The 15,895-nt window shown below is 63.3% G+C and carries 22 protein-coding genes and 3 tRNA genes; all 25 read right to left on the bottom strand.

The features are described from left to right. Nucleotides 1-6: 6 nt before the first annotated feature. The 25 genes from C1930_RS04760 to C1930_RS04635 all read right to left on the bottom strand — a co-directional run bounded on the left by C1930_RS04760 (nucleotide 7) and on the right by C1930_RS04635 (nucleotide 15,889). Nucleotides 7-495: a hypothetical protein gene (locus C1930_RS04760; RefSeq protein ID WP_108771194.1), complete on the bottom strand. Its 489-nt coding sequence runs from the start codon at nucleotides 493-495 to the stop codon at nucleotides 7-9. Further along, entirely contained in the window at nucleotides 486-947 is a 462-nt protein-coding gene (locus C1930_RS04755; protein ID WP_108771193.1) for a hypothetical protein, read from the bottom strand. Before C1930_RS04755 ends, C1930_RS04760 begins: the two co-directional genes overlap by 10 nt. Then, entirely contained in the window at nucleotides 944-3,130 is a 2,187-nt protein-coding gene (locus C1930_RS04750) for a hypothetical protein (RefSeq protein ID WP_108771192.1), read from the bottom strand. The genes C1930_RS04755 and C1930_RS04750 overlap by 4 nt, the downstream gene beginning before the upstream one ends. Before the next feature lies 1 nt (nucleotide 3,131). Continuing rightward, nucleotides 3,132-3,716 (bottom strand): hypothetical protein, encoded by a 585-nt coding sequence (locus C1930_RS04745; RefSeq protein WP_108771191.1) that lies wholly within the window; start codon nucleotides 3,714-3,716, stop codon nucleotides 3,132-3,134. A 62-nt stretch (nucleotides 3,717-3,778) separates the two neighbouring features. Beyond that, nucleotides 3,779-4,786 (bottom strand): hypothetical protein, encoded by a 1,008-nt coding sequence (locus C1930_RS04740; protein WP_108771190.1) that lies wholly within the window; start codon nucleotides 4,784-4,786, stop codon nucleotides 3,779-3,781. 212 nt (nucleotides 4,787-4,998) lie between these two features. Then, nucleotides 4,999-5,772 carry a hypothetical protein gene (locus tag C1930_RS04735; RefSeq protein WP_159093544.1) on the bottom strand — a complete coding sequence of 258 codons (774 nt, stop codon included), beginning with the start codon at nucleotides 5,770-5,772 and terminating at the stop codon, nucleotides 4,999-5,001. Nucleotides 5,773-5,784: 12 nt separating this feature from the next. Then, a complete protein-coding gene (locus C1930_RS04730) occupies nucleotides 5,785-7,353 on the bottom strand; it encodes a portal protein (RefSeq protein ID WP_108771188.1) in 1,569 nt (522 codons plus the stop codon). 7 nt (nucleotides 7,354-7,360) lie between these two features. After that, nucleotides 7,361-7,738: a hypothetical protein gene (locus C1930_RS04725; protein WP_108771187.1), complete on the bottom strand. Its 378-nt coding sequence runs from the start codon at nucleotides 7,736-7,738 to the stop codon at nucleotides 7,361-7,363. A 293-nt stretch (nucleotides 7,739-8,031) separates the two neighbouring features. Then, nucleotides 8,032-8,107, bottom strand: a tRNA-Met gene (locus C1930_RS04715). A 122-nt stretch (nucleotides 8,108-8,229) separates the two neighbouring features. After that, a tRNA-Asn gene (locus C1930_RS04710) sits at nucleotides 8,230-8,305 on the bottom strand. A gap of 88 nt (nucleotides 8,306-8,393) precedes the next feature. Beyond that, a tRNA-Pro gene (locus C1930_RS04705) sits at nucleotides 8,394-8,466 on the bottom strand. 96 nt (nucleotides 8,467-8,562) lie between these two features. Then, on the bottom strand, nucleotides 8,563-9,324 hold the full coding sequence (locus C1930_RS04700; RefSeq protein ID WP_108771185.1) for an exonuclease: 762 nt from the start codon (nucleotides 9,322-9,324) through the stop codon (nucleotides 8,563-8,565). Continuing rightward, a complete protein-coding gene (locus C1930_RS04695) occupies nucleotides 9,321-9,563 on the bottom strand; it encodes a hypothetical protein (protein WP_108771184.1) in 243 nt (80 codons plus the stop codon). Before C1930_RS04695 ends, C1930_RS04700 begins: the two co-directional genes overlap by 4 nt. Continuing rightward, on the bottom strand, nucleotides 9,563-9,874 hold the full coding sequence (locus tag C1930_RS04690) for a hypothetical protein (protein WP_108771183.1): 312 nt from the start codon (nucleotides 9,872-9,874) through the stop codon (nucleotides 9,563-9,565). The genes C1930_RS04695 and C1930_RS04690 overlap by 1 nt, the downstream gene beginning before the upstream one ends. Beyond that, nucleotides 9,871-10,077, bottom strand: coding sequence for a hypothetical protein (locus C1930_RS04685; protein ID WP_108771182.1), 207 nt, complete (start codon nucleotides 10,075-10,077; stop codon nucleotides 9,871-9,873). The genes C1930_RS04690 and C1930_RS04685 overlap by 4 nt, the downstream gene beginning before the upstream one ends. A 79-nt stretch (nucleotides 10,078-10,156) precedes the next feature. Further along, nucleotides 10,157-10,729, bottom strand: a complete 573-nt coding sequence (locus C1930_RS04680; protein WP_108771181.1) for a hypothetical protein — start codon at nucleotides 10,727-10,729, stop codon at nucleotides 10,157-10,159. Between the two features lie 14 nt (nucleotides 10,730-10,743). Continuing rightward, on the bottom strand, nucleotides 10,744-10,983 hold the full coding sequence (locus tag C1930_RS04675) for a hypothetical protein (RefSeq protein WP_108771180.1): 240 nt from the start codon (nucleotides 10,981-10,983) through the stop codon (nucleotides 10,744-10,746). Next, entirely contained in the window at nucleotides 10,983-11,177 is a 195-nt protein-coding gene (locus C1930_RS04670; protein ID WP_108771179.1) for a hypothetical protein, read from the bottom strand. The genes C1930_RS04675 and C1930_RS04670 overlap by 1 nt, the downstream gene beginning before the upstream one ends. Next, nucleotides 11,131-11,496 carry a hypothetical protein gene (locus C1930_RS04665; RefSeq protein ID WP_108771178.1) on the bottom strand — a complete coding sequence of 122 codons (366 nt, stop codon included), beginning with the start codon at nucleotides 11,494-11,496 and terminating at the stop codon, nucleotides 11,131-11,133. The genes C1930_RS04670 and C1930_RS04665 overlap by 47 nt, the downstream gene beginning before the upstream one ends. Nucleotides 11,497-11,611: 115 nt before the next feature. Then, on the bottom strand, nucleotides 11,612-11,956 hold the full coding sequence (locus C1930_RS04660; protein WP_108771177.1) for a hypothetical protein: 345 nt from the start codon (nucleotides 11,954-11,956) through the stop codon (nucleotides 11,612-11,614). After that, on the bottom strand, nucleotides 11,956-12,384 hold the full coding sequence (locus tag C1930_RS04655) for a hypothetical protein (protein WP_108771176.1): 429 nt from the start codon (nucleotides 12,382-12,384) through the stop codon (nucleotides 11,956-11,958). The genes C1930_RS04660 and C1930_RS04655 overlap by 1 nt, the downstream gene beginning before the upstream one ends. A gap of 5 nt (nucleotides 12,385-12,389) precedes the next feature. Then, a complete protein-coding gene (locus C1930_RS20395) occupies nucleotides 12,390-12,743 on the bottom strand; it encodes an LAGLIDADG family homing endonuclease (protein WP_267895993.1) in 354 nt (117 codons plus the stop codon). 1 nt (nucleotide 12,744) lies between these two features. Continuing rightward, nucleotides 12,745-14,664, bottom strand: coding sequence for a DNA polymerase (locus tag C1930_RS04645; protein ID WP_108771174.1), 1,920 nt, complete (start codon nucleotides 14,662-14,664; stop codon nucleotides 12,745-12,747). A gap of 20 nt (nucleotides 14,665-14,684) precedes the next feature. Then, nucleotides 14,685-15,320 carry a hypothetical protein gene (locus C1930_RS04640; protein WP_108771173.1) on the bottom strand — a complete coding sequence of 212 codons (636 nt, stop codon included), beginning with the start codon at nucleotides 15,318-15,320 and terminating at the stop codon, nucleotides 14,685-14,687. 44 nt (nucleotides 15,321-15,364) lie between these two features. Then, nucleotides 15,365-15,889 (bottom strand): dATP/dGTP diphosphohydrolase domain-containing protein, encoded by a 525-nt coding sequence (locus C1930_RS04635; protein ID WP_108771172.1) that lies wholly within the window; start codon nucleotides 15,887-15,889, stop codon nucleotides 15,365-15,367. Nucleotides 15,890-15,895: the final 6 nt, after the last annotated feature.

The following is a 15,895-nucleotide window of genomic DNA, read 5'->3' as shown; positions in this document are numbered from 1 at the left end:
GATTCCTTAGGTGCCCGGAGGCTTCTGCGCGAACGAGCCGCCTGCAGAGGCGTAGGTGCTAGCACCCGCCTGTGCGGCGTCCATCGCGATGTTCAGGCCGGACTTGAAGTTGAGCTGAGACAGGGAGACGTTCAGCGAGGTGCTGTTCGACTCGATGCTGTTCTTCAGGTTCTTGGACTGGAGGCCCTGGGCTTCGTCAAGCTGCGCGTCGAGCGCGTTGAGCTGCGCCAGGAACGATCCTGAGCCAAGGTTGATGCCGGCACCGCCAGCGTTAGCGCGCGCCGAAGCCCGAGCTGCGCGGACCTGCTTGGCGCGGACGTTCATCTCAGCGCTGGCCTGATCAGCAAGCTGATCTGCGCGCTTGCTCGCCTGCTCACGCAGGAGGTCGGCCTGCTTCTGGGCCTTCTTGTTCTGCTCGATACCGGACGCCACGGCGGCTGCAGCAGATGCTGCGGCCATCGCCCAGGCGACGGCGGGGGCTACAACTACGCACATGGGAGGATTCTCGTGAAGCGAACAAACGGCACGCCGTGCGGTCCGAACGGTTCCGGCTCGTCGAAGACGAAGCCCATGCGTTCGAGCCACTTCAGGCAGACGTAGTTGTCCGGGAGGATGTAGTTCTCCAGGACCGGGTACATGCTGTTGAACTCGTCAACGAACCGCGTACCGAAAGAGAACATGAAGTCCTTCTCGGTCACCAGCTCATCCGTAGCGAGCATCCAGGTGCAGCCGATTTCTGGGATGTCGGTGGCGGCAACACCGAAGATCGCGACCACGCGACCCTCGTTTGCCCAGGTGTAGCACTTGTCGCTCGCCGCCACCGAGGTCTCCACGACCGAGGTCATCGACTCATCGGTCAATGCCACAATCTCGCGACGGTCCTGATCACGCAGGTTGCGGGCCAGTAGGGCGGCGTCGGAGGCGACGGTGGGGCGAACGATGTTCATCGGAACTGTGCTCTCTTCTGCCAGAACAGCTCGACCTCCGCGCTCGTGAAGAACGCACCTAGGTGACTGTCGTTGGCGATGGTGATGGTTGCGGCTTCGGCGGAGCCGTACACCTGGAAGGAGTACACGCCGTCGCTGAAGGATGGGGAGCCGACAAGCAAGTCAGCGTTGCCGATGGTCTTGCCCGTGAACTGCGCGAGCAGATGGGGGACGACAGGCTGCACGTCAGGCGCGGTCCCGTAGGGCGCCACCTCTGTGCGGAAGTAGCCCGCCCGGGTGTAGGCCAGGGAAACCGTTCGGATCTGCAGGCGGCCGGAGAGGTCCGGCGCACCCTGCGCGTTCTTCTGATACCAACGCGAGAAGGTCCAGCGTGCGTCGTACTGCACGCCTACGAACGATTTGCCGTAGGTCACGTTGCCGGGGACGAGAATCGTCCAGTCGTTGAGCCAGACGTACGTCTTGGGGTCAACGAGCCCACCAGCCCCTGAAGGCGCTTGTGGTCCCCTGACGACTTGCCACAGGTTGTGCTCAGACGCGGGAACTTGGAACGGGAGGTCGAACAGGGTGTAGTCGCCGTTCGCGTTGTAGCTCCCCTGCAGGTACATGCGGCGGTCCAGATGTACCTGGAAGCCCATGCCCGGTGCATTGGCCGTGGCCGAGAGGTTGATCTGCTCCAGGAACGTACCGCCAGGGCGCGCAATGACGAGCCACAGGACGCCGTTGATGCACTGGCATGCGAGCACTCGGGTGCCCTGAGGGAACTCCCAGTGGCCCCACGCGGACTGCGCGAGCTTGTCGCCTTCCCAATAAAACTTGTAGTGGTAGACGCGGTTCGGCGCACCGTCGGTGATCAGGAAGACGGCGTCCAGGTCCGAGCTAACGGCCACCCCTCGGATACCTTGGGGAACGTAGCGCGGCACATGGCCGGTCACGTCGTCTGCATCGGTGCTGTTGGTGCCGTCCTGTCGAACGTAATACTGGAGCAGCTTGGCCCAGCCCCCCTCTTCCGAGGTGAAGTAGACGTCGCTGCCGAGCGGCGCGGGAGGGACGCTGATCGACGCTGGGTACTGCGTGACCGGCGTCAGCGAGCAGCCGTTGGGAGTGAACGCACCGTTGTTGCCCTTCTCCATGCGGAACTGGACTTGGTCCGAGAACAGCATGATCGAGCCGAGCATCGGCAACGCGTGGAGCATCTTGGTGACCTTGGTCTCCGACGCCTGGATGTCGATAACGTCGTCGTCGAGCTGCTGCGTGACGGTCATACGCCAGAACATCCCGAAGTCCCCTGACCTGCTCAGAACGATGTTCTCGTCGCAGAGGAAGCCCAGCCGGTTCTCGACGAACAGCACGTCGTTGATCGTGCGCCCAAGGAAGGATGGACCGGGGTTGGACACTGCATCACCCGCACGACGCGGGCCCCAAGCGAACGGCGCGACCTCGAATACACCGTCCGGCTGGCGCACGAGCGCCCACGGCATGGTGTAGGGATCGATGGTGTTGTTGCCGTTGGGATCAGTGACCTCGATCCAAGTTCCCTGCGTGCGACGCACGAAGTAGCCGACGAAGCCGCTGTCGGAGGTAGCCACGACGCGGTAGGTGTGACCTTCGGACGCCGTCTTCGGCAGATCCTGGAACGTCTGGACGTTGCCCATGAAGAGTCCGACTGACGGGTTCGGGGCATAGGAGCCATACGAAGCGCCCGGCGCTGCAGTCTGACGATTGGGGTCGTAGTAGTTGTACTGCGAGGTGGTGCGGTCGCTATCCTTGACGCCCTGCTTGACGACCACTGACTTGTTCACGATGAACGTGTAGTCGGCGACGGTCACTGCAGCGAAGGTGTCGCGTGCGGTGGCACCTGCGGGGATCGTCAGGTAGGACTTGCCATACGGGAAGTTCATCGCACGGGGCTTGCCGTCCATATCGAAGCACAGCACCTGGGAGGCACTCGTGATCACCACGACGTAGCGCTCGCGGATGTCGCGGTTGATGATGTGGATGAACGCGTCCTGCAGGTTGTCGCCCGACAGAAGCGCGGCGAACTCGGTCGGAGCACGCTTGCCGATGCCGTCCACAATGGTTGCCCAGCAGTTGGACATTTCCTGCAGCTGAATTTCGCTTCGCAGTGTGTCCGGCTGCTGCGACACGCCGCCGTACAGCGCGGGAATCGACTTGGAGGTGAGCATGTTAGCTCCGGCTGAAGATGCGGTTGGAAGTGGCGCCGGAGGTGAACCAATTCGGCTTCTTCCCGCGCAGGTTGTTGCGATCCATCTCGACCGATGCCTCCGCCTCCATCTCCTTCGTGAACTGATAGAGGATTGGAGAGCCGACGATGTTCGACTGGAACACGCGGCCGGCGCGGGCTTCGATGTACCGGCGCGCGACCTGGGGAAGCTCGGAGTACGCGAGGAACAGATTCAGGGTCGCCGTCGGTGGCGACTTGAGGACGAACGTCCGGTTGACCGTGTCGTAGAGCTTTCCCGCGCGTTCCACCAAGGTGGCGTCATCAGGCAGGGTCTCCATCGCGTTGCCGGGAAGGACGCACATGCCGTTGACATCGAGAGGCAGCGGATAGGCCGTTTCGGTGTTGAACCACCAGCCCTTCGACTGCACCTCGCGGGAGGTGTTATGCAGGGTGAGCTGCGCGATGCTGACGTCCTTGACGCCGGGCACCGCAAGCGAATTCACAGGTGACTGCCCAATCGACATCAGGAGGTTGTTCACGCTGTCCAGTTCGGTCAGCGGGAAGAGATTCAGAGGAGGCAGTGACATGGGAACTCCAGAAAGAAAAAAGGCCCCCACCCCGGTGAGGGTGAGGGCCGATTCGGCTGTGCTTACTTGCCCTTCAGGGCCACGGCGCACTTGTTGCGCAGCGAGTCACCGCCTGCGCACATTTCCGCGATCAGCAGGGTGGCGCGGCGACGCGCGTCCCAGTAGGTCTCGGTGTTCAGGTCCAGGACGTGCAGCATCGCAGCGGCGTCCTCGGTGAACACGAGGCCTCGGACCTTGGTCAGGTCGCCCTGGTACTTCGCGGCGATGGTGGCCGGCAGGCGGCGGACATCGGTCGGGTGACCAACCAGACCATCGGCGTTGGTGGTCGCGTTGTAGGCGGTCACATCACGGCCGAACATGAAGTTGTTCGACTTGTGGATCTGGATGTCGCTGATGGTGCGCAGGACCGTGGACGCGGTGGAACCCTGGCCGCCGAAGTCGCGGTTGATGTTCTTGTCCGAGTTCGCGATCAGCGACCACTGCAGCGGCAGCAGCACCGAGTGCAGCACGTTGGTATCGACGTCCTTCTGCTCCAGGGCCAGCTTGGCAGCGTTCAGCGAGTCGATCAGGTCGCTGCCCGAGGTCATGAAGTCCTGGGAGGCCGACTCGGTGATGGTGGTGCCACCGCCGTCACCCGGGAACAGCTCTGCACCCTGCGAGGCCTTGAACACCAGCATCTGGCCCATGACGTCGTAGATGCGAGCGATGGCTGCGCCCTGCGCCTTGGCGTACGGACCGCGCAGGTCGTAGTGCAGCAGCATCTCGTCGATGCGATCCACGTAGATGTCGTGGATCAGCAGGCCATCAGCTTCGATGGTCACTTCGTTCTTCAGCACGTCCTTGCCGGTCAGCTCGGTGCCCGGCACCATCAGATCGGCGAAGGCCTTGAAGAAGGCCGGGAACTGAGCGGTCTTGCCGCCCGAGATGGAGCGGTTGCGGATCAGGCCGTTCATCACGACGTTGGAGTTGAAGGCCTCCAGCACCTCGCCACCGTACTGGACGAGGCGCAGGGCGTCGGTGTCACCCGCGCCGCCCTTCTGGGCACCGTAGGAAATTGCAGCGTTGGTCATGTTGTTCTTCCAAGAGGGAAATGGGTTGTGAAGCGGCTGGCTTCAGGCGCTCTTGCGGCGCACACGCAGCTGCGTCTCGCAGTTGTCCACCGTGGCGGGCTGCAAGCTGATCAGTTGGATTTGCGCGCTGGTTGCGCTGTCGCCATCGACGAAGGTTTCGTCGGCGTAAACGTCACGCGGCCCCGAGGAAAACCTCGGGGCCACGGCAGGACTTATCGGCGGTTGATGCTCACGCCCAGCGGCACGCCGTTCTGCAACGCGGCCTGCAGCTTCTTCTCGACGCTGGCGCGGAACGCCGGGTCGGTCTTGTACTCGGGCTTTCGGATGTCGGCCAGCCACTCGGACTTGGTCGTGTAGCCGCCCGGGACGGTGTTGGCGGATTCGCCCATGACCATTCGGCCTTCGGTGCCCATAGCTTCGTTGTACCTGTTCTGGAGGGTGCGCACTGCTTCGAGTGCGGCGTTCTTGTCGGGGCCAAACACGGCGGCGTTGAACGCCTCCGCCTCTTCAACCGTGTACGAACCGGCGACCGCCCAGTCGAGCAGTGCCCGGTACTGATCCGGACCGCCGACTTCGCTGGAGACCTGGAGCGTCCGCAGCTCGAACATTGCGTTCTGGCCGGCGACGTGTGCATCGACTGCCTCGCGCGGCACACCGGCTGCTTCGAGCAGGCCGTAGGTCTCGTCGGAGATAGCGCCAGCCTGAGCCAGCTCCTCGGATGCGCGAGTTGCAGCGGCCTTGTAGGCCTCCTGGTTCGTCACGCTCGCGGGCGCTTCGATGGCGGGCGGCGTTTCGACCTGCGGCGGCGCCTCGGACAACTTCCGCTCCGCTTCGGCGTAGGACGCCAGCAGAGCTTCGGTATTGACCGCGCCGGTCTCAGCGTTCCAGAACTTCTCCGGCACGTTGTCCGGGCGGGTCGGAGCGACTACTGCGGCGGGCGCGCCCCCTTCATTGCCGGGGACGACTTCGGGTACGGGATCAGGCATGTTCTCTCTCAGTTATTGCTGGGCCATCTGGCCGAGCTGGGATGGGTCGATGTCGCCCCGTGCAACGCCCTGGGCCATCGGGCCTGCGGCCTTGTCGATCAGGTTGGAGGCCATGGCCTGCTGCTGCGCAGCCACCTGCTCCTGCTTGACCTGCTCGGGGGACTTGAGGATTTCCGTCAGGTTCGTTACGCCCCAACCGGTGCCGAGACGCTGTGCCAGGACCGGCGCGTTGAGCAGCGGCAATGCGTACTGCGGCGTCAGCATCTGGAAGACGTCCGCAACGAAGCCGCGAAGCTGGTTGAGCTGGTGATTCCGGCCGAGGGCCTGGAAGCCGGTAACGATGACGGGCGTCACGGAGCCCTTGGGAAGCTGCGGGATGAGCCGCCCCTTCTCCAGGATGTGAATCGTTCGGTTCACCCACGGGAGCTGCAGGTCTTGCGACTGGACCGTGTAGATGCCGCCGACGACGTCCTCCAGCTCCTGAGCGGTCTGCCGGATTTCCTCGGCCGTGACGCGTTCGGCGTTGCGGGTCGTACCCGACTGCAGCAGGAAGGCCTGCGAGAGGCGCTGCTCCAGGGACTCGCCCGTCTTCTGGGCCACCTGGAAGTCTGCGTACTTCTCCAGCTGCAGGACGTCGATGTCGGCCTTGCTGCCCGCCACACAGTCGCCGGACTCGGCGTTCGTGATGTCCTCGATTCGAGTCGATGACGACGGGTGCTTCAGGAAGACGATCTTGGCGGCCACTGCGGCGAACCGCACGATTGCCTCGCAGATGCCGTCGTAGGAGATGAGGTCACCCAGCAGCTCCTCGATATGGCCTCGGCCGTAGTGAGAACTCGGCACCGCCTTCCAGCGACCAACGATCCACGGGGCCTTGTCGGCGGGCACTGTGGAGCGCGAGCCGGGGACTTCGATGTCGTTGATTTCCTGCCAGTACACACACTTGCCAGCGCGCCACTGCGCGGCGGTATACATCTCGACGTCTTCATTCGAGGTGGGGTCCAAGTCACACGCCGTGACGACTTCAAGCGGCAGTCCGGCCGGAGAGACCTTCTCCAGGATCGCGAGGTCGAGCATTGCGCCCGACGGTGTACGGCGTGCCCGGAACTGATCCAGGGTATACATCCGCACGTTCTGCATATCGGGATAGAAGAGGACGGCATTACCGGCCACGATCAGATGCAGGAAGTATTCGTAGAGGATCGGGCGCTGAGGCGAAGCCTCGACCTGATCCATGATGTCGCTCTCTCGCTGTGCGAGTGCCGCCTCGACCTCGGACGTGTCTTCGGTCCCAGCGCCTTGGCGTGCGATCTTCGAGAGCGTGTACCGGAACGGCGCGCTGCCGGGCGGGAACAGGGCCATCAGCATCTTGGAAGCGAGGTTGTTGACGCCGCGCGAGCCCAGGGACTGATACGGGTTCGTCAGGGTGCTTGAATCGTTGCTGCCTTCCGGGGGAAGGAGCGACGGAATGGTGAGCGCAGAGGCCGTGCGGGCGCGGGTCAACGGCGCAGAGTGCGCCGACGAGTTCGCGTTCCAGAGGCCCTTCGCCGACACCACCGGTTGCTTGGAGGCATCGGTCATGGTGGGCTCATCTCAGTTGGGTTTGCACGTTCCGCCAGGGCGATGAGCCACCACCGGTTCGCATGCCGAGGTTGCTCGGCGGAGTGGGAGACGGCATCGGCATCTCGACCGGCGTCGCTACGACAGGAAGGCGTACCGTGGGCTTCTGCCCACTACCCAGGTCCATGCGCAGCGCATTGCGGGTGATGCCCTCGGACGACGCTGCGCCGTCCAGCCAGACGTTCGACAGGTACTGGACGACCTTCTCCTCTTCCTTCTCCGTCTTCGGAGCGTTGGGGAAGAGGTTCAGGGGGTCCGAGAGCTTGTCCACGGTCTTCTGGCCGAGCACCTTGTTGAGGCCCGGGTGCGTGATCTTGCCGAGCGTGCCCTTCGTTACGTTGCACATCAGGGCGACCTCTCGCGTCGTGAGGAGTCCGCAAGGGACTTGAGGTGACCGATCAGCCGCGCGGCGCCGAGCTTCATCCAGACCTCTCGGTCTGTGTCGGCGGCAGTGGGCGTAGTCGGGTAGGTCTCTTCGAGGAGCTTCACGAGCCCCTCGGCCTGCAGCGCTGTGGCCTCAGCCCAGCGTTCGTTCTGAGTAGCCATGCGGAGTTCTCGAAAAAAATAGCCCCACCAGCTCCGGGAGAGAATCGGAGTGGTGAGGCTATTAGTGATCCCTGGCGACCAGTGATCAGTGCTTGGGAGCGAGAGCCGGACTTGAACCGGCGACAGGTGGGATATGAGCCCACTGCTCTGCCAACTGAGCTATCTCGCTGTATACAGCCCTCCCCACCGTGCACGGGCTATTCCCTGATGGGCGGCGCGCTGGCTTGGTGAGGAGGGGAACTGAGTGGGGACACCTGGACACTGTCGCGCCGCTTACGGTGCCCCCCGATGTGGCTGGCAAGGCAGGACTTGAACCTGCAACTGGCGGCTTAACGGGCCGCTGCTCTACCAATTGAGCTACTCGCCAAAAATGGCCGGTGGGACAGGAATCGTCACCTGTCGATTGGGCTTACCTCGGACCTGGTCCTCCTGCCAATCACCTCGTCCACCGAGGGGCCGCGTGAGGGGACTCGAACCCCCGTCCTCCGGACTCCACGTCCGGTGCTCTCGCCACTGAGCTACACGCAGCATTGTGGCCCCCGCACCTTGAGCAGGGGGCCGGAGCACCTAAGTAACCTTAGGTTGCTCTGTAAGGACTATCTGTCCCTCTTGGGTGCGCCACAATCAAAACGGCGGCGTCCAGAGGCGGACCCGCTTGTTCGGGAAGTCCCAGTCGTTGGCGCGCAGGATGCGGGCACACCGGGCTTGAACAATCGCGTCCTTCTCCGTCAAGCCCTTCTTGGCGTAGGCGGCCTTCACAAGCTCCCACATCTCCTTGGCTGTCTTGCACTCCTCCAGCCCGGTCACGAAGGGGGACTTCTCGCCGATCCCGGGCGCACCGGGGTAGCCGTCGGTCGAGTCCCCGATCATGGTCTGGCGCATGAAGTAACGGTCGGCCATGACCTCGGTGATCGTCCGGACCTCACGGTCCTTCTTCGGGTTGAACAGCAGGCCGGGGATGGTCTGCATATCCTTGTCGTCGGAGACGATCACCTTCCGACCCGGGATCAGCGTCTTGTGGGTTGACAGGATGCCCATGCAGTCGTCGGCCTCCAGGCCGGGACGCTGGTAGGTCTCGTAGTTGCGGCCCAGGTAGTCCTTGATGGCGCGGAGGGTGCTCGGCTTGCGCAGGTTCTTGCGGTTGCCCTTGTAGTCCGGGTAGACCCCGTACCGGAAGTTCTCGGTGTCGGTCAGGCAGACGATCAGCCGGGTTGCCTTCAGCTTGTTGGCGACCGCTTCGATGTCGGCCTTGGCCTTGCGCATGCCCTCCTCCAGGTTCTCAGAGACGGAGGGCTCTTGGTCAACGCCGTTGAAGTAGAAGACTTTCTCGGTAGCAGACGAAGCTGCGAACGCGAAGATGTCTGCGTCGAGCAGCAGGGTGGTCATTCGGCCACCCGGTCCTTCACCCACTGCGGCCACTTGAACATCATCTGGAAGCCGGTTCCGGCCTGGAGTGCGTCCTCGCTCGTCAGCCGCTTGTCGGGATGAGTGACCTCGCCGAACACTTTCAGCAGATCAACGCACATCAGGTCGAAGTGGGAGTCCGGGATGACCGGCTCATCGAGCTGGTAGTAACGATAGCTGTGTTCGACATACGACTCGAACAGTTCGTTGGGACTGCGCATCAAGATTCCTTGGGATGTCGTTTGAGCCACGCAGCGAGGTCGGTCTCGTACTGCCGGTAACGGCGTACGTAGTCCGGTCCGTCACCAGCCGGGTACTCGTGTTGGTCACAAACGTATGTGGAAGAAGGTACGAACACCGGGTAGCCGTTGCCGTCGGTCGTTACGTAGGAGGTGTCCTCCTCGTGACCGGCAAGGCACTCGCCGTAGTCCAGGAAGAACGGCGGCGTGGGCTTCCAGTCGTGGCGACACGCCGCGACGACAAGCACCACGAGCAGGCCGATGAGGGCGGCGATCAGGACACTGCGCTTCACCACTCGACTCCCTGCTCCCGCAAGATGTCACGGGCCATCTCGACTTCGCCGTCCAGCAGGCCTTGCTCGTAGGCGTCGTCCACGTTGCCACCAGCGAAGTCATCGACGCAGATGGCGTCATCTTCTTCTTGGCGGTCGCGGATCGTTACTCGGCGCGCCAGCGCCTTCAGGCGTTCGATTGCATTAGCGGCCAGCTCGCTCATGGGTCCATCCCCAGGTCTTGGATGACACCCACGAGGAAGCCGATTGCAGTCCCCACGACGAATCCAACAGCCAGCCAGATCACTGGCCGGCTCCATGCAGCTCGCGCCATTTGCGCACGACCGCTGCCTCTGCCTTGGACATACTGCCGTCGGCCCAGATGGCGCGGGACAACTCGTCCCAGCTCATTTCCATCAGACCGGAGACATCCGGGGCCGGGGTATTGGCGCGCTCATGGGCCGACAACAGGTTCCATGCTGCCAGGGCGCCGAAGGCATACCAGCCAGCATTGCTCTGCACGAACGAGGGACGTGGGGCCGGATTTTTGTAGTAGCTGTAGTGCGGGCGGCCATAGGAGCCGCGATTGACCACGGTCGTGCGGTTGACGACGGTCCGGTTGACCACGGTGGTGTTGCGCGGAGCAGTGGTCGGGCGAGCTGCCGGGCGCACAGTGGGCGCCGTACGTGCACCACTGAAGTAGCTGCGGCTCGGACCGGCGTAGCTGCGGCTCGGCGCCGAGTAGCTGCGCGAGGGCGCGCTGTAGGAGCTGCGGTAGCTGCTCGACGAGAACGACGAACGACTCGACGAGTAGGAACCAGCGGTGGTGGCGAAGGAGGCCAGCAGCAGCGCAGAGGCGATCAGGAACTTCTTCATGTTTCTCTTCAGGATTAGTTGATGGGACGGCCAAGGACGGCGGCGCCGATGGCGCGCTCCTGTTGGCGAACGAGGCACTCCACGATCCCGTGGGCGGTGTTCTCGCAGCCGAGTTCGAGCATGTAACGGTCGATTCGATGCTCGGCGTGCACGTACTCACCGTTGACCTTGGTCGTCAGGCGCAGACCCAAGATGTGAGCGCTCGATTCGACAGACCACTCGGAGTTCTTCAGGGCGGGGAGCTTGAGTCGCATCAGGGTTCCTTCAGGACGTTGCGCGCTGAGGCCTTGTCGGCATTGCACTGCTGCAACCCGTCTTCAGCGTTTCCACCGAACAGGTACAGGTCGTAGGTGGTGGACGTGTTGTCCTTCAGTACGGCATCGAGCGAGGGGTACTTCCCCTCAATGACCGTCGGCTGCAGGAACGGACTGGCGTTCGGCCGGCTCACCGAGGTGTGCCCGGCGCAGGCTGTCAGGAATACGCTCATCGAGATAAGCGCGAACTTGCGGATCATCGGTGTGGGCCTTGTCGATTCGCACGACGACGCTCTGCCGCTCCGCGCGAATGGCGGCACTGAGCTTGTCGCGGGTAATGGTTTCGGATGCGAGGGTCTGCTGCTGCTTCTGCAGCGCTTCGACCTGGGCCTGGAGAGGTGCGATCTGCGCGACCTCTCCCTCCATGCGGTTGTAGTTCCACACGAAGTAGCCGCAGACCCCGAGGAACGCCAACAGGACCAAGCCCTTGGCGACGTCGAGGTACTGCTTCATCAGATGTTGTGCCACAGCCAGATGCAGCCGAGGATCGGCAGCGCCACGGAGGCGATGACGGCGGCGGCGTAAACGGCGATCAGGGCTACACCCACGGTGACTTCGATCAGGGTCTTCATTTGGTTCTCTGCATGAGTGCGTCGCGCAGATCCGGCTTCCACCAGCCGATGACGGCGAGCAGAACGTTCCACGCTGCGGGGGTGATGAGGCCAGCGACCAGCGCGCCGACGATTGCGTCGTTGCCGGTGTTGCCCCAGGAGAGGAAGGTGACTGCGAAGGCGACGACGAACACGAGGGCCTGAGTGGCGACCTCGTGCGTCTTGTCATCCCATACGTCGGGCAGCAGCCTGCGCAGCCGCTGGGTAACGCCGAAGCCTGCGAACAGGCCCGCGGCGATTGCCCATACCGGGCGAGGGACTTCGCTCACCTTCGACAGGCTGTCGAGGAGTGAGTCGATCATCAGCGGATGCCGTCCCAGAAGGACTTGAAACCGCTGCGGCCGTCACTGATGAAGAAGAACAGCGAGCCGACGAACACGATCAGCAGGCCGAGCACCGCAGCCGGCCACTGGATGGTGTAGGCGAAGAGCGCCTTCGCGGCGGCCTTCACGTCTGCACCAGCGGCGCGCAGCAGTTGCTTCGTGAACTTCTTCGCGTAGTAGCGTTGCGTGTTCGCCAGAACGGACTTCTCGGACTTGTGCTCGGCCTGCAGGGCGGCCTCGGCAGCGGCGTGCAGTTTGCGCAGGTCGGCCAGCTCTTCAGCATGTGAGGCTCGACGGTCGCTCAGCCGGGCCTTCGCCTGGGCCACATAGCGCTCGTCGCCCTTGAGATGCTCACTTGCCGAGTGCCAGTCGGCCTTGATTTCCTTGGCGGCGGTCTTCAGGTGCATTGGGGTTACCTTTGGTGGGTGGTACGTTTCAGGAGGGTCAGCGCCTGGACCACGCGGTCGCGGTCGGGCCCCTTGGGGAGTGAGCGGAAGTGCTTTCCGAGGTAGGCCTGCGGGCCCTTCTCGACGAGGTACGGCTCGATGGCTGCGAGGGCGTCTTCAGCCCGCTTGCCGTACGTGCGCCACACCCACGACAGGCGGGACTTCTCGTCGCCTGCGTTGTGGATGTCCACGGACCCGCCGAACAGCTGCTGGAAACGCTCCAGGGCTGGCTTGTAGGTGTTCGTGATGCGCACGCAGAGGGAGCCACCGGCAATGCCGATGGACCCCTCCCCGTCGAAGTAGCCAGCGAGGTACGCCAGCTCAGTGGGTGTCGCCCCAGTTACTTCCGATGTCGAATGCCCCGGCGAGGGGGCAACGCATTCCGAAGTGCTCGCCTGCGAGGCGAATAGCGTCGGCTGCGAGGCGTCCGAGTTCTGCTGCAACATCAGGGTGTGCTTCCATTTGGAACTCGTCATGCACGTTCGCGACGAACATCACGGCGCGCATGAGAGGGTTGGGGTGAGTGCGAAGGGCTTCGTCCAGGATCACGAGGGCCTTCTTCATGGCGACGGCGCCGCCTGACTGCAGCAGCGTGTTGAGCGCGGCGTGCTCGCCTCGGACGTGGAGGAGGCGGCCGTCGAGGCCCTTGAGGTTGCCGCGCTTCTTTGCGGCTTCCTTGACGGCTTTGGTCAGTGCGGCCAGTGCCGGCAGACGCTCCATCAGGCGTTGACGACGCTTACGTCCCAGCGTTGCCAGGGCGCGGTCCTTCGACTTCTTTGCACCTTCCGACGAGTCAAACTTCAGCTTCTGTGCGTCGGTCATATCGTCGTAAATGACGGTGCCGAGCTTGAAGTCGCCAGCGCCGTAGATCAGCGCGTAGATGAAGGTCTTCGCCGCGTCGCGCTTGTTGAGGCCGACGGCATGTTGGTTGACCGTATGAACGTCAGTTCCGTCTTCCTTCTTGCCGTTGACCACGGCATCGCCATAGGCGCCGCCATCCCATCGGGCCATGTAGTGCGCGAGCATGCGCAGCTCTAAGCCCTCCGCGTCGCAACCCACCAGCACGTTCCCGGCAGCGACCGTCCAAAGAGCACGCATCGGCTTCCACTTGTCGCACTGAGCCACGTTGGGCTTGCTGTGGGTCATACGACCCGTCACCGCGCCGTTCGTGTTCACGCGGCCATGGATGCGGCCGTTTCGTACCGCCTTCAGCCACCCTTCCTTGCCGTCTGCGAGCTGCCCGAGGCGCTTCGTTACGGTCAGGTACTCGGTCAGCTGCTTGGCCTCCGGCCAGGGCAGCGCGCCCAGGACGACTTCGTCCACCTTGGGCTTGCCCTTGTCGGTGAACTCCGTGGGCTCCCATCCGTAGATGGCCTTCAGTCGGTTGGCGATGTGGTCGCGGGAGCCAGGGTTGAACACCATCGTCTTCACGACGACGTACTCTTCCCCCTTCACCCGGCCGAGCTTCTTGTTGTTGGCCTTCGCGATTGCCCGCTTGGTGATGACTTCCCAGGGCGGGAAGATGTCGCGGAGGCTCTCCTCCAGAACGATCTTCTGCTTCAGCAGCAGCGCATGCAGCTCCAGGGCGGCCGCTTCGTTGAAGGCGAAGCCGTTGCGGGTCTGCTGGCTGATGATCAGCGCAACCGCCGTCTCAAGCGTCAGGCATTCGAACGAGTATTCCTTCGAGTCGATCTTGTCGAACCACTTCTCGGTGACCGTGCAGTCCTGCGAGCAGTAGTCGTCCATCTCCACGAGGAACGGGACGTTTTCCCAGGTGTAGCCGAAGTCCTTCGGGTTGAAGTCGCCCTTGAAGCAACCAAGGCGGTAGCCCCACGCTTCCAGCTTGTGGAGGCCGATAAGGCCCTTCTTCGCGAACTCTGGGGGCAGCTTGCCGGCGCGGATCATGGTGAAGTCCACGTCGCGCATGTTGGTCCAGATCACGCGAGACTCGACCAGCGTGTCGCGGACACGTTGATCCGGCCGTGGCTCCCACCCGTAGAGCTTCTTCAGGACGGGGTTGTCGTAGTCGATGACGTTCTGCCCGCCGATTTCGGCAGACTCCGAGAGCAACTTCAGGCCGTCGGCCAGAGTCCCATCACGCTTCGTGGGGGCACCGCAGTGGTAGTGCGTGTGGTCGGTGAAGCGCAAATCGCGCTGGTTGATGCGGTCGCGAATGTTGAGGCAGTGGATCTTCGTGACGGTCTCAAGGAGACCATCCGTCTCCAAGTCGTAGATGAGCATGTGGCTCCTTGAGTTGCGGGTCAGTAGCCGCCGTTGCCGCAGCGAGGCAGGCGCGCGATGTAGCGCTGCTTCGGGGTCGCGCTGACCACGGTGACCTGACCCAGGTCATCCAGGACGTCGGCATCTGCCTCCTCGGTCAGGTGATCGACCACGTCGAGGTCCAGCCTGTAGCCGTAGTCCAGGACGTAGTGGTCGATGCGGCGCAGCGTGCGTTCCGTACCGTTGTTGACCATGACGATCAGCGCCTTGATGACGGCGTCGGAGACCGCGTGCGGATCGGACACGAACTCCAACCCGCCGTTGCCGTTCATCCACGCAGCCATTCGGCAGCAGCGGAAGTCGAAGCGCTCGATGGTTTCCTGCGGCGAACCGAAGGCGAAGCCGATCAGGTTGAACTCGATGCCGTCCACGACTCGGATGAACACCTCCGAGCGGCCCTTGCAGCCGTCGTAGCGGAATCCCGGGTGCGCGTGCATCACTTCCAAGCAGCGGAGGAAGTCCTCATCACTGCGGAAGAACAGATCGACGTCTGCTTGCTCGGTCTTGTCGAAGAAGGAGCGCAGCGCGCCGCCAGCGAGAATCACGTCGCCACGTACTACCGTGGGCAGCAGCATGAGCAACGCCTTGGCGTAGGCGCCGATACCAGGGGTGAACATGGGTCTCTCCAGAATGAGAAAGGCCCCTTTCGGGGCCTTGGGGGTTACAGCGGCGCGAACATCTCGGGCGGCGGCAGGTCGTTGCCGGACTTGAAGCTGTCGTAGAACGTGCGGAGCATCACGAGGTTGCACATGAAGTGCCCCTCATGGGCTTCGTTCGATTCCGAGTCCAGGGTTTCGTCCAGGTCCAGAATCGCCAGCGCGTGACGCGCGGCGCATGCCAGCGGCACGGACCACGCCATGCCCTTCGCCCAGTTCCACTCGGCGTACTTCCTGCGGCCGTAATCGAAGACACGCGCGCAGGAGAACCAGCGGTGGCTCAGCCAATCGATTGCCTTGTCCAGCTCGGCAACGTCGTGGGTGGTCTGGAAGCGGCCGAGGTGATACAGCGCCTTCTGGACCGGTTCCAGGTTGTCGTCATGGGTCGCCTTGTCGGCGAACGAGTTGGCGACAACCCACAACGGGATCAGATCCATGGGGGCCTTGTTGGCGTTGTAGCGCGCACCGCTGCCACGGGCGTTGCTGGTCACGTCGCCAACGGTGGCGGCCGACGGGATATGAGCTTGCATTTTCTC

The organism is Stenotrophomonas sp. SAU14A_NAIMI4_8, assembly GCF_003086695.1.
GTDB lineage: Bacteria > Pseudomonadota > Gammaproteobacteria > Xanthomonadales > Xanthomonadaceae > Stenotrophomonas.
The sequence above is the reverse complement of the archived record's forward strand: the minus strand, read 5'-3'. Positions and strand labels throughout refer to the sequence as shown.

Excerpts from the sequence above, each read along its gene's own strand:
- C1930_RS04660 (WP_108771177.1), bottom strand. The coding sequence starts at position 11,956 with ATGATCGACTCACTCCTCGACAGCCTGTCGAAGGTGAGCGAAGTCCCT.
- C1930_RS04665 (WP_108771178.1), bottom strand. The coding sequence starts at position 11,496 with ATGAAGCAGTACCTCGACGTCGCCAAGGGCTTGGTCCTGTTGGCGTTC.
- C1930_RS04635 (WP_108771172.1), bottom strand. The coding sequence starts at position 15,889 with ATGCAAGCTCATATCCCGTCGGCCGCCACCGTTGGCGACGTGACCAGC.
- C1930_RS04675 (WP_108771180.1), bottom strand. The coding sequence starts at position 10,983 with ATGCGACTCAAGCTCCCCGCCCTGAAGAACTCCGAGTGGTCTGTCGAA.
- C1930_RS04735 (WP_159093544.1), bottom strand. The coding sequence starts at position 5,772 with ATGCCTGATCCCGTACCCGAAGTCGTCCCCGGCAATGAAGGGGGCGCG.
- C1930_RS04640 (WP_108771173.1), bottom strand. The coding sequence starts at position 15,320 with ATGTTCACCCCTGGTATCGGCGCCTACGCCAAGGCGTTGCTCATGCTG.
- C1930_RS04655 (WP_108771176.1), bottom strand. The coding sequence starts at position 12,384 with ATGCACCTGAAGACCGCCGCCAAGGAAATCAAGGCCGACTGGCACTCG.
- C1930_RS04725 (WP_108771187.1), bottom strand. The coding sequence starts at position 7,738 with ATGTGCAACGTAACGAAGGGCACGCTCGGCAAGATCACGCACCCGGGC.
- C1930_RS04700 (WP_108771185.1), bottom strand. The coding sequence starts at position 9,324 with ATGACCACCCTGCTGCTCGACGCAGACATCTTCGCGTTCGCAGCTTCG.
- C1930_RS04750 (WP_108771192.1), bottom strand. The coding sequence starts at position 3,130 with ATGCTCACCTCCAAGTCGATTCCCGCGCTGTACGGCGGCGTGTCGCAG.
- C1930_RS04755 (WP_108771193.1), bottom strand. The coding sequence starts at position 947 with ATGAACATCGTTCGCCCCACCGTCGCCTCCGACGCCGCCCTACTGGCC.
- C1930_RS04645 (WP_108771174.1), bottom strand. The coding sequence starts at position 14,664 with ATGCTCATCTACGACTTGGAGACGGATGGTCTCCTTGAGACCGTCACG.
- C1930_RS04740 (WP_108771190.1), bottom strand. The coding sequence starts at position 4,786 with ATGACCAACGCTGCAATTTCCTACGGTGCCCAGAAGGGCGGCGCGGGT.
- C1930_RS04760 (WP_108771194.1), bottom strand. The coding sequence starts at position 495 with ATGTGCGTAGTTGTAGCCCCCGCCGTCGCCTGGGCGATGGCCGCAGCA.
- C1930_RS04685 (WP_108771182.1), bottom strand. The coding sequence starts at position 10,077 with ATGAGCGAGCTGGCCGCTAATGCAATCGAACGCCTGAAGGCGCTGGCG.
- C1930_RS04730 (WP_108771188.1), bottom strand. The coding sequence starts at position 7,353 with ATGACCGATGCCTCCAAGCAACCGGTGGTGTCGGCGAAGGGCCTCTGG.
- C1930_RS04680 (WP_108771181.1), bottom strand. The coding sequence starts at position 10,729 with ATGAAGAAGTTCCTGATCGCCTCTGCGCTGCTGCTGGCCTCCTTCGCC.
- C1930_RS04695 (WP_108771184.1), bottom strand. The coding sequence starts at position 9,563 with ATGCGCAGTCCCAACGAACTGTTCGAGTCGTATGTCGAACACAGCTAT.
- C1930_RS04745 (WP_108771191.1), bottom strand. The coding sequence starts at position 3,716 with ATGTCACTGCCTCCTCTGAATCTCTTCCCGCTGACCGAACTGGACAGC.